This window comes from Novosphingobium sp. (assembly GCF_031417815.1).
In the GTDB taxonomy this organism is placed as follows: domain Bacteria; phylum Pseudomonadota; class Alphaproteobacteria; order Sphingomonadales; family Sphingomonadaceae; genus Novosphingobium.
Map to the genome: position 1 here is coordinate 1 of NZ_JANOWI010000013.1, position 15,389 is coordinate 15,389.

Annotated in this window: 12 protein-coding genes and 2 pseudogenes; 6 read left to right on the forward strand and 8 right to left on the reverse strand. The window is 62.9% G+C overall.

Annotated elements, in window-relative coordinates; all coding sequences use genetic code 11:
• Positions 1–299: pseudogene (locus tag RMN99_RS02865) on the forward strand (nitric-oxide reductase large subunit); the annotation flags it as partial.
• Positions 300–514: 215 nt separating this feature from the next.
• On the opposite strand, the gene RMN99_RS02870 reads toward RMN99_RS02865, so the two are convergent.
• On the reverse strand, positions 515–1,309 hold the full coding sequence (locus RMN99_RS02870) for a hypothetical protein (protein WP_309621784.1): 795 nt from the start codon (positions 1,307–1,309) through the stop codon (positions 515–517).
• 144 nt (positions 1,310–1,453) lie between these two features.
• Between RMN99_RS02870 and RMN99_RS02875 the strand changes: the two genes are divergently transcribed.
• Together RMN99_RS02875 and RMN99_RS02880 are read left to right on the forward strand one after the other, a co-directional pair.
• Entirely contained in the window at positions 1,454–2,029 is a 576-nt protein-coding gene (locus RMN99_RS02875) for an AbiEi antitoxin N-terminal domain-containing protein (RefSeq protein ID WP_309621785.1), read from the forward strand.
• Positions 2,022–2,885, forward strand: a complete 864-nt coding sequence (locus tag RMN99_RS02880; protein ID WP_309621786.1) for a nucleotidyl transferase AbiEii/AbiGii toxin family protein — start codon at positions 2,022–2,024, stop codon at positions 2,883–2,885. The genes RMN99_RS02875 and RMN99_RS02880 overlap by 8 nt, the downstream gene beginning before the upstream one ends.
• A gap of 205 nt (positions 2,886–3,090) precedes the next feature.
• On the opposite strand, the gene RMN99_RS02885 is transcribed toward RMN99_RS02880, so the two are convergent.
• From RMN99_RS02885 to cysD, 4 genes are read right to left on the reverse strand one after another with little or no spacing between them, the layout of a single operon-like run.
• Positions 3,091–3,918, reverse strand: a complete 828-nt coding sequence (locus RMN99_RS02885) for a MaoC family dehydratase N-terminal domain-containing protein (protein WP_309621787.1) — start codon at positions 3,916–3,918, stop codon at positions 3,091–3,093.
• Positions 3,919–3,938: 20 nt separating this feature from the next.
• Entirely contained in the window at positions 3,939–4,688 is a 750-nt protein-coding gene (locus tag RMN99_RS02890; RefSeq protein WP_309621788.1) for a 3'(2'),5'-bisphosphate nucleotidase CysQ, read from the reverse strand.
• Positions 4,670–6,604 (reverse strand): sulfate adenylyltransferase subunit CysN, encoded by a 1,935-nt coding sequence (gene cysN / locus RMN99_RS02895; protein ID WP_309621789.1) that lies wholly within the window; start codon positions 6,602–6,604, stop codon positions 4,670–4,672. Before cysN ends, RMN99_RS02890 begins: the two co-directional genes overlap by 19 nt.
• A complete protein-coding gene (gene cysD, locus RMN99_RS02900; RefSeq protein ID WP_309621790.1) occupies positions 6,604–7,509 on the reverse strand; it encodes a sulfate adenylyltransferase subunit CysD in 906 nt (301 codons plus the stop codon). Before cysD ends, cysN begins: the two co-directional genes overlap by 1 nt.
• A 185-nt stretch (positions 7,510–7,694) precedes the next feature.
• Here cysD and RMN99_RS02905 point away from each other — a divergent pair, with 185 nt between their 5' ends.
• On the forward strand, positions 7,695–8,843 hold the full coding sequence (locus tag RMN99_RS02905; protein WP_309621791.1) for an alpha/beta hydrolase: 1,149 nt from the start codon (positions 7,695–7,697) through the stop codon (positions 8,841–8,843).
• On the opposite strand, the gene RMN99_RS02910 is transcribed toward RMN99_RS02905, so the two are convergent.
• Positions 8,840–10,090, reverse strand: a complete 1,251-nt coding sequence (locus RMN99_RS02910; protein ID WP_309621792.1) for a CaiB/BaiF CoA-transferase family protein — start codon at positions 10,088–10,090, stop codon at positions 8,840–8,842. The two genes, RMN99_RS02905 and RMN99_RS02910, sit on opposite strands and share 4 nt — an antisense overlap.
• 57 nt (positions 10,091–10,147) lie before the next feature.
• Here RMN99_RS02910 and RMN99_RS02915 point away from each other — a divergent pair, with 57 nt between their 5' ends.
• Positions 10,148–10,780 (forward strand): glutathione S-transferase family protein, encoded by a 633-nt coding sequence (locus tag RMN99_RS02915; protein WP_309621793.1) that lies wholly within the window; start codon positions 10,148–10,150, stop codon positions 10,778–10,780.
• On the opposite strand, the gene RMN99_RS02920 is transcribed toward RMN99_RS02915, so the two are convergent.
• Both RMN99_RS02920 and RMN99_RS02925 read right to left on the reverse strand, forming a co-directional pair.
• The gene (locus RMN99_RS02920; RefSeq protein ID WP_309621794.1) at positions 10,772–11,509 is read right to left on the reverse strand and encodes a hypothetical protein; all 738 of its coding nucleotides are present in this window, start codon (positions 11,507–11,509) and stop codon (positions 10,772–10,774) included. The two genes, RMN99_RS02915 and RMN99_RS02920, sit on opposite strands and share 9 nt — an antisense overlap.
• A 111-nt stretch (positions 11,510–11,620) precedes the next feature.
• Positions 11,621–14,767: an Ig-like domain-containing protein gene (locus tag RMN99_RS02925; RefSeq protein WP_309621795.1), complete on the reverse strand. Its 3,147-nt coding sequence runs from the start codon at positions 14,765–14,767 to the stop codon at positions 11,621–11,623.
• A 424-nt stretch (positions 14,768–15,191) separates the two neighbouring features.
• Here RMN99_RS02925 and rpsL point away from each other — a divergent pair.
• A pseudogene (rpsL, locus tag RMN99_RS02930) lies at positions 15,192–15,389 on the forward strand (30S ribosomal protein S12); the annotation flags it as partial.

The following is a 15,389-nucleotide window of genomic DNA, read 5'->3' on the forward strand; positions in this document are numbered from 1 at the left end:
GCATGCGCGGCCTGACTGACGTGACCCAGTGGAACCAGAAGTCACTCAAGCTTGCGTTCTGGTCACTCAACCTCGGCATCGCGATGATGACATTCCTGTCGCTGCTGCCCCAAGGCATCCTCCAAACCTACGCCAGCATCGAGCACGGCTATGCCTATGCACGTTCAGCCGAGTTCATCCATAGCCCGATCATGCAAAGCCTGGTCTGGGCGCGCGTGCCAGGGGATTTGGTCTTCAGCGTCGGCGTGTTCGCCTTCGCCTGGTTTATGGTTCGGGCGTTTCTGCCCAAGAAGATGTGAGATAATACCCAGCCCGGCGATCCGATCCCCATCACTTTGGAGCCTGACGAATGAGCGTTTCTGCATTTCCAAATGAACGGCAGTTTCAGGGTCATAACCAGCACGACCTGAATATTCGAGACGGAGGCGGGCAAAGGCCTCGAAGACAATCCCTGGGACCGCCGACTTTCCCATTTTGCGCACATGGATCTGGACAGGGAGGCGACGACCCGTTGCTAGTCGCGCGGCAGCTCGCGAATTTCGACCGTCCCGCCACATTCATAAACGGGATTGCCTGACAGAAACCTCGAAGCGGCTTCCAAGGACTCCGCGCGCACTCTGATGTATCCTGTCAAATGGATCGCTTCTGGACCGGGGTTGCCATTTTTTCGAAAGCACCGCCCGCCGCCGATCGAGCTTCCACCATCGAAAACACCACTCGCGTTCAGGAATGAAAAATAAGCTTCCCACATATCGTTTGGTGTCACCATGGTCGTGTCACCATGCATGAGCAAAATATAGTCGTTCATCCAAGAGCTCCTTCCCAGCGCATGATAGCGAGACCGACATGCTTCGGGAACTTCGGAAGCAGCAGCGATGCGGCGGATTCGGCGGACCCAGATTGGCTCATCGAGAGAATTGGCAGCTGTTGAGAAATGGTGGCTTTGCCTGCAACGCTCAGCTTTAGCACCGCATCCGACGCTACCAAGTTTTATGCTGGAAATGTTGCCTTCATGCGAATCGGTGTTGAAAACGGCCTGTCCGGATACGCCAACGTTCCGGTCATACGGTGCTGGCGATACGTCCCCCGATAGCGGCCTTCCATTCAGGTCGCACATCGACGTTTGAATCCGGTGGAGGTCCCGGTAGGTGTTCTTGGATTGAGTTTCGAGAGAGCCGAAGAACTCGTATAGGCGTGACGAGCCGAACAGGATTTCGCGAACCAATTCCTGCTCAGTCATGTTGTAGAGCTCGGTCTTCGGCGTTCGCGTGAATCCGGAGCCCATATTTGTCACCTCATCTATGCGCATGGATGATGCTTGCTGATTGGACTTAGGGAGGGGCTAGCGTTTCTCCCGATGCAATGTTACAAAACCTCTGAGTGAAGTGATTCTGATTGGAGGATTTGTAACGTGGTTGAAAGGGTCAGCCAACGTGCGAAACTGCGAATGCTTATGACCGGGCATTCGATTCTGCGCGCGCAGGATCTGCGCAAGCAAGGCATCGCCGGCGCCACGATCCAGCGGGCACTGCACGATGGCGACCTCGTTCGCATCGGCCGCGGTCTTTACCAGCACCCCGAAGCAGAAATCAGCAACGATCTTACCCTGGCCGAAATCGCAAAACGTATCCCAAAAGGGGTGATCGCAATGGTGTCAGCACTCGCTTGGCATGGCCTGACGGATCAAATGCCGCGGAAGACTTGGGTGGCCATCGGAGCCAGCGATTGGCTTCCTGTGTCTGGCAATCCGCCAGTTCGTGTCGTGCGCTTTGCCGACAAGTATTTTGGGCAAGGCATCGAACATCACAAAATGTCCGGGGTAGACGTGCCGATCTATTCGATACCCAAGACCCTTGCCGATCTGTTCCGCAATGGCCGCCTTGTCGATCGGTCGGTCGCAGTTGAAGGACTGCGCGCAGCGCTGGACCAGCGCAAGGCGCGTTCTGCCGAGATCGCTGACGCCGCTAGGGCAGGGGGTGCCTGGCGTATCATGCGTCCCTACCTGGAGGCGCTGACCTTCAATGGTTGATCGTTCGAAGAACGTCGCAGCTTCGGTCAAAGGCCGACTGCTCAACTTGGCGCGCGCCCAAGGGCGCGGCTTTGATATCCTGCTCGTACGCTTCGCACTTGAACGTCTGCTCTTCCGTCTGTCCAGGTCGCCCCATCGCAACAATTACATCCTGAAGGGGGGAATGCTCGTCACGCAGTGGCTGGATCATGACAATCGCGAAACCCGCGACATGGATTTCCTCGGCTTTGGGACTGACGACCAGGAAGCGATCCGCGCAATTTTCTCCGAAATCATGGCGGTGGACGCGGGCGATGGTCTTGTCTTTGATATCGAGGCTCTGGCCGCTAGTCCCATACGGGAAGAGATCGAATATGGTGGAATCCGCCTCAAGACATCAGCATATCTCGAGCGCACCCGAATTCCGGTCACGCTCGACATAGGATTTGGCGACGCACTGGCCGATCCGGGCCAGAGCATCGACTATCCATCGCTCCTCGGCATGGAGCAGCCGAACATCCGCAGCTACCCACCCGAAACCGTCATCGCAGAGAAATTTCAGGCGGTCGTTGCGCTGGGGCTGGACAATGGCCGGATGAAGGATTTCTACGACCTTTGGGCAGTGCCGCAAACGCAGCCGCTTGCACCCGATGCACTCGATGCCGCGATTGCCGCCACATTCGAACGCCGCGGCACCGCCATTCCGCTCGAATGTCCAACTGGGCTATCGACAGCCATGTCGCAGGATGCCCAAACACGGCGTCGTTGGCTTGCCTATGTCTCCTCTCTCGACCTTGCCGTGCCCGATTTCGGCGACACGCTCGAGACGATCTGGGCGATGCTGCGGCAGAGTTGTGAGCGGCTTGCGGGACGCTAAAATGTATCATGAACAGGACGGGAGATCAGTGTGAGGTGCGCAGGTCAGCTCATCACTAAATGGTCCATAATCGTCCGTTTACATCCAAAAGTTCTAGGGGCATTTCTGGGGGCACTGGCGTAGGGTGAGACGAGAAAATTACGATAAATCAATACTAAACTCGATATTTTCGAATCCCACCCTCTCCGCCACATTCCAGCGAAGTTCACACCGTCGCCGTGGCGACCATGTTGCGGGCCTCGCCCTGCTGGGTCCAGGCGGTGAAGCCGGTGTCTGCGGGGGCGGCGCAGATGTGCAGATCAATCCCGTCAAACGCAGGCGATACCCCGCGGAATTCGAAACTTTTGAGCGGCGCGCCGGCGTGGTCCTCGATCAGGCCGGCCAGCAGCGTGGCCTGCAACGGGCCGTGGACGACCAGCGCCGGATAGGCTTCCTCGGCCATCGCATAGGGCCGGTCATAATGGATCCGGTGGCCGTTCATGGTCAGCGCGGAGTAGCGCAGCAGCAGCACCGGATCGGGACTGATCACGCGATGCGCGGCGCAGGGCGGGACGGCGCTGAGCGGCACCGGCAGCGGGGGCGTTTCGGACGAGGCGGCGCGGTAGACGAGGTCTTGCTGCTCGATCACGGCGAGCCCCGCGCTGCCACTGAGCCGGTGTTCGAGCGTGACGAACACCAAGGTGCCGCTGCGGCCCTGTTTGGTCTCGATGTTCAGGATCGTCGAACGCTTCTCGGTCGCCTCGCCGAAGCGCAGCGGGGCTTCGAAGCGCAGCCGTCCGCCAGCCCACATCCGGCGCGGCAGCGGCACCGGCGGCAGAAATCCGCCTTTGGCCGGGTGGCCATCGGGGCCGAGCGCGGCGGGCGGCTGAACATCCCAGAAATAGAGCCAATGGTGCAGCAGCGGCACCGGATCGCCGTCCTTCGCGGTGCCGGGCTTGCCCAGCGCGGCAAGGAGCGCATTGCTGCGGGCGGGATCGAACCGGTCATGCCGGGTTTCCTGTTTGCCGATCCATGCGGAAAAATCATCGGCCATTGCCTACTCCCGGTTGTGCCTCAGGCGCTTAGCGCGGCGACTTCGGCCAGCACCCGCGTTGCCCATTCGGGGCGGCAGATCAACAGGTCGGGCATGTAGAGATCGCTCTGGTTATAGACCAGCGGTGATCCGTCAACCCGGCTGACGTGGAGTCCGTGGGCCTTGGCAACCGCCACCGGTGCGCAGCTGTCCCACTCAAACTGCCCGCCGGTGTGGAGATAGATTTCGGCTCCCCCGCGCACCACTGCCATGGCCTTGGCCCCGGCGCTGCCCATGGCGACCAGCTCGGCGTCGATCGCTTCGGCCACCGCCACCGCCTCGCGCGCCGGGCGGGTGCGGCTGACCAGCATGCGCGGTCGATCGGCGAGAGCGGGGAGGGGTTGCGGCGCATCGCTGCGCAGCACCACGCCAAGCCCGGGCAGGGCGACCGCGCCGACGCTGGCCACACCATCGATCGCCAGGCCGACGTGCACCGCCCAGTCGCTGCGGTGCTCGCCAAATTCGCGGGTCCCGTCAACCGGGTCGATGATCCAGACGCGCGCATGGGCGAGCCGCTCGAAATTGTCCTGTTGCTCTTCGGAGAGCAGGCCGTCGTCGGGGCGCTGTTCGCGCAGAGCGCGGACCAGAAACTGGTTGGCGGTCTGATCGCCGGCCTTGCCGAGCGCCTCGGCCGAAAACACACCTGAGCCGCGCACCTCGCACAGGATCCGGCCGGCCACTTGCGCCAGATGTGCGGCCAGTTCGCCGTCGTTCAAATTACCGGCATCCATGACTCGATCCTGCCTCCCAGCACGAAGTCGACGATCCGCTCTGCCGCTTGTTCGGGGCTTTCGCTGGCGGTGTCGACCCTCAGCTCGGGTCTTAGCGGGGCTTCATAGGGGCTGTCGATCCCGGTGAAGTTCTTGAGCTCGCCGGCGCGAGCTTTCTTGTAGAGCCCTTTGACGTCGCGGCGCTCGGCCTCGGCCAGCGCGGTATCGACGAAGATCTCGACGAATTCGCCTGGTGGCAGCATCGCGCGGACCATGTCGCGCTCGGCGGTGAACGGGCTGATGAAGGCGGTCATCACGATCAGCCCGGCGTCGGTCATCAGCTTGGCCACTTCGCCGACCCGGCGGATGTTCTCGATCCGGTCCGCCTCGGTGAAGCCAAGATCCTTGTTGAGCGCGTGGCGGACATTGTCGCCATCGAGCAGAAAGGTGTGATGGCCGAGTGCGTGGAGCTTCTTTTCGACCATGTTCGCAATGGTGCTCTTGCCCGAACCCGACAGCCCGGTGAACCACAGCACGGCCGGGCGCTGGTGCTTGAGCGCGGCGTGGGCCTCGCGGCTGATATCGAGCGCCTGCCAGTGGACGTTCTGCGCGCGGCGCAGGCTGAAGTGGAGCATGCCTGCGGCGACAGTGCGGTCGGTCAGCTTGTCGATCAGGATGAACCCGCCCAGCGTCCGGCTTTGCGCATAGGGCTCGAACACCACCGGCTTGTCGCAGGTGAGTTCGACCACGCCGATCGCGTTCAGCTCAAGCGTCTTGGCAGCAAGATGTTCCAGCGTATTGACATTGATTGCATATTTGGGTTGCTGAACCGTGGCCGAAACCAGCTGGGTGCCCAGCTTCAGCCAATACGAACGGCCGACATGCAGTGCTTCATCGTCCATCCACACCAAGGTCGCCTCGAACTGATCGGACACTTCGGGCGGGGCGTCGGCGGCGGCGATCACGTTGCCGCGCGAACAATCGACCTCATCGGCAAAGCACAGCGTCACCGATTGCCCGGCCTGCGCTTCGTCGAGATCGCCGTTCAGGGTCACAATGCGCGTTACCGTGGAGGTCTTGCCCGAAGGCAGTACCCGCACCGCATCACCTGCCCGCACAGTGCCGCTGGCGATCAGGCCGGAAAAGCCCCGGAAATCGAGGTTGGGGCGGTTGACCCACTGCACCGGCAGCCGCAGCGGGCCTTCAGCATCGTGCGCGGCGTTAAGCGGCACGCTCTCAAGATGCGCGACCAGCGTCGGCCCCGCATACCACGGCGTATTGGCTGAGGGCGCGGTGATGTTGTCGCCCTTGAAGCCCGAGATTGGCATGGCGGTGAACTGAGCAATCCCGATTTCAGCGGCAAAGGCGCGGTAGTCGGCAACGATTTCATCATAGCGGGCCTGGTCGTACCCGATCAGGTCCATCTTGTTGACCGCCAGCACCACGTTGCGGATGCCCAGCAGGTGGCACAGGTACGAATGGCGGCGGGTCTGGACCAGCACACCCTTGCGCGCATCGACCAGAATTACGGCAAGGTCGGCGGTGCTCGCACCGGTCACCATGTTGCGGGTGTACTGTTCGTGGCCCGGGCAATCTGCGACGATGAATTTTCGCTTTTCGGTGGCGAAAAAGCGGTAGGCTACATCAATCGTGATGCCCTGTTCGCGCTCGGCGGCGAGGCCATCGACCAGCAGCGCGAAATCGATCTCCTGACCTTGGGTGCCGACTCGTTTGCTGTCGCGTTCGAGCGCGGCCAGCTGGTCTTCGAAGATCATCTTCGAATCGTAAAGCAGCCGCCCGATCAACGTGCTCTTGCCATCGTCGACGCTGCCGCAGGTGATGAACCGCAGCATGGTCTTGTGCTGGTGGGCATCAAGATAAGCGTCGATATCCTCGGCGATCAGCGCGTCGGTCTGGTAGGTCACATCGGCGGGCATCAGAAGTAACCCTCCTGCTTCTTCTTCTCCATCGAGGCATCGCCGCCGTCGCGATCGATCGCGCGGCCCTGGCGTTCGCTGGTGGTGGTCAGCAGCATTTCCTGGATGATCTCGGGCAGGGTCGCCGCGGTGCTTTCCACCGCGCCGGTCAGCGGATAGCAGCCCAGCGTGCGGAACCGGATCGAGCGTTCGACCGGCACTTCGCCCGGCGCCAGCGGGAAGCGTTCGTCATCGACCATCAGCAGCATGCCGCCCCGCTCCACCGTGGGGCGCTTGGCGCTGAAATAGAGCGGGACGATCTCGATCCCCTCAAGGTGGATATATTGCCAGATGTCGAGCTCGGTCCAGTTCGAGATCGGAAACACGCGGATGCTTTCGCCCTTCTTCTTGCGGGCGTTGTAAAGGTTCCACAGTTCGGGCCGCTGATCTTTGGGATCCCAGCCGTGGCTGGCGGTGCGGAATGAGAAGATCCGCTCCTTGGCGCGGCTCTTTTCCTCGTCGCGCCGCGCGCCGCCAAAGGCAACATCGAAGCCGTATTTGTCGAGCGCCTGCTTGAGCCCCTCGGTCTTCCACATATCGGTGTGGAGCGGGCCATGATCGAACGGATTGATCCCGCGCGCTGCCGCCTCCGGGTTTTGATAAACCAGCAGCTCCATCCCCGCAGCGGCGGCGCTCTTTTCGCGCAGCGCATACATGTCGCGGAACTTCCACGTGGTATCGACGTGCAGCAAGGGGAAGGGCGGGGGCGAGGGGTAGAACGCCTTCTTGGCCAGGTGCAGCATCACCGCGCTGTCCTTGCCGACCGAATAGAGCATCACCGGGCGTGTCGCCTCGGCCACCACTTCGCGCATGATGTGGATGCTTTCGGCCTCAAGCCGCTGAAGATGGGTGAGGGTGGCGGTCATGCGGGGTGTTCTGTGGATATCCTTGGCATCGTGCAAGCCGGATCAGATTACGGCCTGTGATTCGAATGTGGCCGCGTTCTGCCGCCTTGCGGCAAGATTAGCCAGAGCGTGCTGGCTTTGCCGCATTGTAGTTTTGCTTGTCGCCCGTGCCGCGATCCGGCAGCCTGCGGCGCAGGAGAATACCAATGGCAGGCAGCTTTCAGCGCATCCCTTACATGGTCGTGTTTGATGAGGTGAGCGCGTTCAAGGATACCTATGGCGGGGCGATCGGCAAGGTTGCGGTGGAATGCCTGCGGCTGCTCCCCGATGTGCCGAGCGACGCGGTGGTGATCTTTTCGCACCCGATCGGCGGCGGGGCGTGGCTGCCGATGGTCAGCCAGCTGGGGCGGCTGGGGGTCCACACGATCTATTGCAACACCCGCTATCGCGGCAATGATACGGCGCTGATCATGGAGCGCGCGGTGATGGATCTGGCCGCCTGCGTGCGCCACGCCAAGGAAAAGCTGGGCTATGCCAGGGTCTATCTCGGCGGCTGGTCGGGCGGCGGCGCGCAAAGCCTGTTCTATCAGGCCGAAGCGCAGGATCCGCGCGTCACCCACACCCCGGCGGGCGATCCTTATGACCTGACCGCAGCGGGGATCATCCCGGCCGATGGCGTGATGCTGCTGGCTGCGCATCTTTCGCGCAACCTGACGCTGACCGAATGGATGGACCCCTCGATCGAGGATGAATGCTGCCCGTTCGATCGCAACCCGCAATGGAACCTCTATGCGGCGGATGGCCCCAAGCCGCCCTATTCGGCGGACTTCGTGGCCGAATACCGCGCGCGCCAGATCGCTCGCAACCGGCGGATCACCGCTTGGGTTAAAGACGAGCTGGCGGCGCTGAAAGCCGGGGGGCTGGAACACCACGAACGCTGTTTTACCGTGCACGGCACCATGGCCGATCCGCGCTGGCTCGATCCGCTGGTCGATCCCAACGAACGGCCGCCGAACCATTGCATGCTGGGCGATCCCTACGTGGTCAACGATGGCCCGGTCGGGCTGGCGCGGTTTACCACGCTGCGTTCGTGGCTGTCGCAGTGGTCCTATGATGACAGCAACGGCGATGGTCTTAAATGTGCGGCGCGGATTCGGGCCCCGCTGCTGGTGATCGAGAACGGGGCCGACGATGCCTGCACCCCCAGCCACGCCGCGCGGCTGATGGCGGCGGCGAAGAACTGCCCGCAGGAACACCACCTGATCGCCGGCGCCAACCACTATTATTTCGGTCAACCGGGGCTGTGCAACCAGGCGGCGGAACTGGTGAAGGACTGGGTCGGGCGGCAGGGTTAGAGAGTGTCCGCCACCACGCCTGAAGCCAGCAGCGCGTCGATTTCTGCGTCGCCCATGCCCAGCACCCCAGCCAGCACGCCGCGGGTATCCTGCGCACTGCGCGGCGGGGCGTGGCGATAGTTGACCGGGCTTTTGGAGAACTGCCCGGGGAAGCCCACGAAGCGCACTTCGGTGCCGTCTTGCCGCTCTATCGCCTGGACGGTGCCGCGCGCAGCAACCTGGGGCAGGGCCAGCGCCTCGGGCACCGAATTGACCCGGCCCACCGGCAGCCCGGCCGCTTCCATCGCCGCGATCAGATCGGCCGATTGCCACTTGGCCAGCTCGGCCGCGATCGCGGGCAGAAACGCCGCGCGGTTGTCGCTGCGGGTGGAGCTGAGCGTGAAGCGCGGATCATCGGCCAGGTCATCACGGCCCAGCATCAGGCAGAACTGGTGAAACTGCCGGTCATTGCCCAGGGCCACGATCACCGAACCATCGGCGCAGGCGAAATCCTGATAGGGCGTGATGGTGGGATGCAGGTTGCCCAGCCGCTTCGGCTCCACGGCGCCGTTGAGCCAGCCCGAAGCCTGGTTGGCGAGCAGCGCCATCTGCGCATCGAGCAGCGCCAGATCGATATGTTGCCCTTCACCGGTACGGGTGCGGTGCTGCAGCGCAGCCAGGATCGAGATCGCCGCGTAAAGCCCGGTTGAAAGGTCGGTCACCGGGATCCCGGCTTTCAGCGGACCGGCGCCCGGGGTGCCATCGGCCGGGCCGGTCACGCTCATCAGCCCGCTCATCGCCTGGATCAGGAAATCATAGCCGCCCTTGTCCTTGTCCGGCCCGGTCTGGCCAAAGCCGGTGATCGAGGCATAAATCAGATCGGGCTTCACCGCGCTCAGCGCAGCATAGTCGAGCCCGTATTTGGCCAGCGCGCCAACGCGGAAGTTTTCCAGCACGATGTCGGCCTTGGCGGCGAACGCCTTGACCAGCGCCTGCCCCTCGGGCCGGGCAATATCGATTGCGACCGAGCGCTTGTTGCGATTGGCGCAGAGGTAATAGGCCGAATCGCGCGATCCATCCTGCAGGAACGGCGGGCCCCAGCGGCGGGTATCATCGCCCTGGCCGGGCTGCTCGACCTTGATCACATCAGCCCCGAGATCGCCCAGGATCTGGGAGCACCACGGGCCTGCCAGCACGCGCGACAGATCGAGCACGGTGATCCCGGCGAGCGGGCCAGTAGGGGCGGGGGATTTGGTGTTGTCAGCCATGCCCGCTCCGCTATGCCAAAGCACAGGCCAATGCCAGCCCCGAGATCGGAGATCGTCATGCCCACATTCTACGATTGCACCCCCGCACCCAGCCCGCGCCGCGCGCGGATCGTGCTGGCGGAAAAGGGCATCGCGCACGACGTGCGGATCATCGATTTATCCAAACAGGAACAGCTCACCCCCGAATTTCGCGCGATCAACCCGGCCTGCACGGTGCCGGTGCTGGTGCTGGAAGACGGAGCGGTGCTGACCGACAATGCCGGGATCGCCGCCTGGGCCGAAGCGGTGCAGCCCGATCCGCCCTTGCTGGGCACCACCGCGCTGGAAAAGGCCGCAGTGGCGAGCTGGAATGCGAAGATCGAGGGCGAATGCTTCATGGCGATCGCCGAAGTGCTGCGCAACACCGCCCGGGGCATGGTCGACCGCGCGCTGCCGGGGCCGCACAACTATCCGCAGATCCCGCAGCTGGCCGAGCGCGGACGCATACGGTTGCCGCATTTCCTCGACCGTTTCGAGGAACACATGCAGGGCCGCGAATGGGCCGCGATCGATAGTTTCAGTCTGGCCGATATCACCGCCGGGGTGGCGCTCGATTTCGCCGGCTGGGTCAAAGTCGATGTCGAGGCCGGCCGCCCCGCGATTGCCGCCTGGCGCGCGCGGCTGAAGCAGCGGCCCAGCTTCTCACTCTGATTCGTCGGCTGGCCGCAGCAGGGTGCCATCCTCGCTCCGCCCGTGCGCGCTGAGGAAGTCGGTGTCGTCCTTGTCGGGAAACGGCTCGATATAGCTGCCGTCAGCCATTGCCCGGCGGCGCATCAGATCGAGCTTGTCGAGAATCGATTGCTGGATGGCCGGCAATTCCTCCTGATTGCGCCGCCAGCGCTCAGCGTCCCACTCGCGTTTGAGCCGTTCGTAAACCGGATGCCCGGGCTTGAGATTGGCAAAGTGAGCGCCTTCCGAATTCCACCGGCGGCTGCGGCGCTGGCGCAGCAGAAACTGCATCAGGCTGGTGTCATAGCGCGTCCAGCGCGCCACCACCACGCCTTGGGTCAAGATCATCCGCTCCTCGCCCTGGATCGCCCGCTCCAGCGCGCAGTCTTCCAGCCGGGCGATCCCGCGATCAATCGCCAGCTCCCACGCGGCGGAAAACCCCTCGGCCCCCGGCTGATGCCGCAGCCGGTACAGCGCCTCCAGCGAAGCCCCGATCGAGCGCGCCGCCTGGGTGACAATCCCGGTTGCCGCCAGCATGGCAATGAACTCGCGCTGCCGCTCGGGCGTGATCGAATTGCGCCGCGGCGCCGTGTGGAGATAGGGCGTAAAGCCCAGCAACGGATCGTCCGGCTCAGGCGGCGCAGCGGCAAACGCGGTGCGGCTGGTGCGGCGAGCGGGGCGGGGCGATTTGGTGACAAGCGCAGAGGGCAAGGGCAGGGGCCTTTGGCAAAGGTGTTGGATTCCCCCGTGGAGGAAAGCCTTTACCCGAGGCGCGGGAGTGTAGGAAAATGGTTTGTGGGCTGGCGCTGCGAGGCAGCCGAATCAGCCGTAGATCAGGCCGTCGGTCCATTGCGGCAGTTCGGCGATGGTCAGATCGGCGATGCTGCCATATTGGGTCACCCCGACCAGTTCAATCGTACTGCCGCTGGACAGCGTCAGCAGGGTCGATCCACCAACGAAGTTCGATCCGGTGATGCTGACTCCATCGGCCAGGTGGATCTTGTCGATCCCCGCCTCGAAATCCATGATCCGGTCGTTCTCCCCAGAGAGCTTTGAAAAATCAAAGACATCGGCACCGCTACCGCCGGTCAAGATATCGTTGCCCTTGCCGCCAACCAGCACGTCGTTGCCGCTGCCGCCAAACAACCGGTCCAGGCCGTTGCCACCGACGAGCAGATCCCAGCCGCTACCGCCATCCAGCCGGTCGTCGCCGTTGCCGCCGTAGAGGCGGTCCGAACCGGAGTTGCCTGAAATCTGATCCGCGCCATTGCCGCCGTTGACGATCTCGTCCGCCGCGCTGCCGTTGAACAGGTTCTGGCCGCTGCCCAGCGTGACCGTCACCAGATCCGCCACGGTCGTAACATTAATCGTCAGGCTGGCGCTGGCAGTTGCGCCGTAGCTGTCAGTGACGGTGTAGCCGAACGTTTCAGAGAGGTTCTGCCCGGCGGGCAGCGCGTCTAGAATATCGCCGTTGGCGGTATAGCTGTAAGCTCCGTCGGGGCCGATGGTCAGCGTTCCATATGCGCCCTGGATCGTGGTTGCGCCCGTAACAAGTTGACCGTTCACCACCGAGACGCTGATCGCATCGGGCGCCAGGGGATTCGCCTCGCCGGTGCCGTCGTTGCCCAGCACATTGCCGGTCACCACCGCGTCCTCGGCCACGGCTGCGCTGTCGGCCTGCGCCGTTGGCGCGTGATTGTCGTAGACCAGGCTCGTGCCATTCCAGATAAAGTTGCCATTGGCGAATTCGAACACTTCGACATTGCTGACGCTGGTGCCGCCGACGATCACCGCACCTGCCGGTCCCGCCGTAACCGCATAGCTTGAGCGTAGTCCCGCAAACACCGCGGTATCGCTGCCCTGTCCGCCGTCGATCCTGTCATTGCCGCCGCCGCCGCTGATCCGGTCATTGCCATTGCCGCCGATCAAGACCTCGATGCCAGAGCTGCCGTTGAGCACGTCGTTACCGACGCCGCCGCTGAGCACATAGGTTCCGCCATGCGCGATCGAGTTGAGCGTGGTGTTGGCCGTTCCCGTACCGACCGCCAGCACGACGAGATCGTTAGCACTCCAGTTCTGCAGGTTCAGCACCGGGATCGTATAGGTGTTGGTGGGTGACAAGTTCGCCGAAATGATGAAGCTGTCGGCGCCGTCGCCGCCGATCACACTCGCAATCCCGCCCATCTGCCACGCGCCAATCAAAATGCGCAGTGACTCGCCTGAATGCGTGCCGAACTGGATTTCTTCGACGCCCGAGACCGTCGCTCCGGTCAGCAGGGCGAGCGGGCCGAAGCCCGGGATGAATTGCGCGGCGCCGGTGCGAACCAGCAACCGGTCGGTGTCGGCTCCGCCGTCGAACACACTGCCGAAGCCGATCAGCCCGTCGACCACAATGGTGTCATTGCCGCTATCGCCGTGTACCACGTCCTGGCCGCCGCCGGTATAGATACGGTCGTTGCCGCCGCCACCCAACAGCAGGTCATTGAAGCCGAAGCCGAACAGCACGTCATCGAAGGTCGTGCCTGGCTCGAACACCGGCCCACTGCCAAAGGCGAGCTGGAAATCGCCTGCGGTCAGGCTGGCTGCGTTGATCCCTTGCAGGGTGATCTGATGCAGCGCCCCGCCGCTTGTCCCGCCGATCTGCGCCCCGGTTGCGCCCTGGCTCACGAAATCGGCGAGCCGTTCGAGCGAGTTGATGCCGGTGTTCGACAGGTCGACAAAGTCGCTCCCCTGGGTGAAATCGGTGACGGTGCCGTTGCCAAAGCCGACCTGGAACCCGTCCGCGCCGGCCCCGCCGGCCGCACTTTGTTCACCTGCGCCAAAGCGGATCGTATCGTCCTGGCCGGTTCCGACCAAGGTGACGCCGTCGCCAATTCCGCCGTTGATCTCGAAATGGACCTGGTCCTCGACGACGAACTGCGAACCGTTGAAGCTCTGCCCATCGAGCACGTCGACGATAACGGTTCCCGTACCGGCGAAAAATGCATTGACCGGCAACATGGCCAGACGGGCGCTGTCGATCTGGAATACTGCGGGTTCCTGCCGCGCCACGCCGGGCGTGACAGGGAAGACGGGCGGCAGCAGCCGCACGCCTTCGACATTCTGCAGTGTCCCCTGAAAATTGACGAAACCGCCAATCGCCAGAACATCGGTGCCGCTCCCGCCGTCGAACAGGCTGCCTGAACCGGTGAAGGTGGTCACCGGGTTGTAACCACCCGGTACCCCAGGAATGGGTGTCGCCTGGTTGACCAGGTACAGCATGTCGTTGCCGCCGCCGCCCAGCAACTGGTTGGCCCCGGCACCGCCAGCGAGGATATCGGCATTGTCCGAGCCGATCAGCAGGTCGTTGCCGGCACCGCCTTGGAGGAACTGCATGGAGTTAAGCCCGGCGGCTGCGCTCAAAGTATAGTCACCCGGCCCGGCAACGGCAAGCAGGACCAGATCATCAACAGTGTCCCAAGCATTGGCCGGGGCGGACGACCAATTGCTGAGGGTAAAATTCGGTACCGAATAGGCCCCGGCGCTCGTCACCACGAATACCAGGATGTCGCGAGCAGCGCCGCCGATGACTTCGCCGATTCCGGCCGAGGCAAATCGCGCGGGGGTAATTTGAACCAGCAGCTGATCGCCGGCATTGCCGGAAAATTGCAGACGCTCGATTGAGGTGATCGCGGAAATGGGCGTAGTCGCACCGGCGAGGATATGGAGCGAGATCTTGCCAAACGCAGAGTAAACCACTTCCGGGATCGAAAGCAGCCGGATCGTATCGTTGCCCGCTCCACCATCAAAAGTATCGCCGCCCAGCGAAATGTGATCCTGGACAAAAGTGTCGTCACCGTCGCCGCCTGACATGGTGTCGTTGCCAGTACCGCCAATGATCACATCATCGCCGCCCAAACCCGAAATTGTGTCGTTGCCGCTGGTGCCGGGCAGTGTTTCGGGATCGGCCGTGCCGGTGATCGTTGCCATTGTCTGTTCCCCTCCGCGTGATTCGGTAACGAGACTAAGGAAAAAAGACGTCGAAGCAATCGGTGATCGCTCGGTCAGTCCCGAATAAATACAGTTTCCCGAGCGTTACTTAACCGAGGTTCCGGGTACGCAAAGCACTTAGCCAAGGTCAGCATGGCTTGACCCCGCCAGCGAATCCCCGTAACGGCGGCCTCTTCCCGGAGGGGCGACGGTCTCTTCGGGAAACTTTGAGCTGAACATTGGCGGTGCGGGCAGGGGTTTTCCCCGGCACTTCCCGTCAAAGTAACCCGGCCGTTCTGACTGGGTGGAGTGTTTTCGGCTCGTGATGTGCTGCTGGCGGGCTGGCCCCGCAATTTGCGCGCACTCGCGGGTTCCGCATCCTCTTCACCTCGGGCGCATCGGCCACAGTAAGGTGAAGTCTTTAATGCCCACTATCAACCAGCTGGTCCGCAAGGGCCGCGTGCCGCAGAAGGCCAAGTCGAAGGTCCCTGCGATGGAGCAGAACCCGCAGAAGCGCGGCGTTTGCACCCGCGTTTACACGACCACGCCGAAGAAGCCGAACTCGGCTTTGCGCAAGGTCGCCAAGATCCGCCTGACCAATCAGCGCGAAGTGATCTCGTAC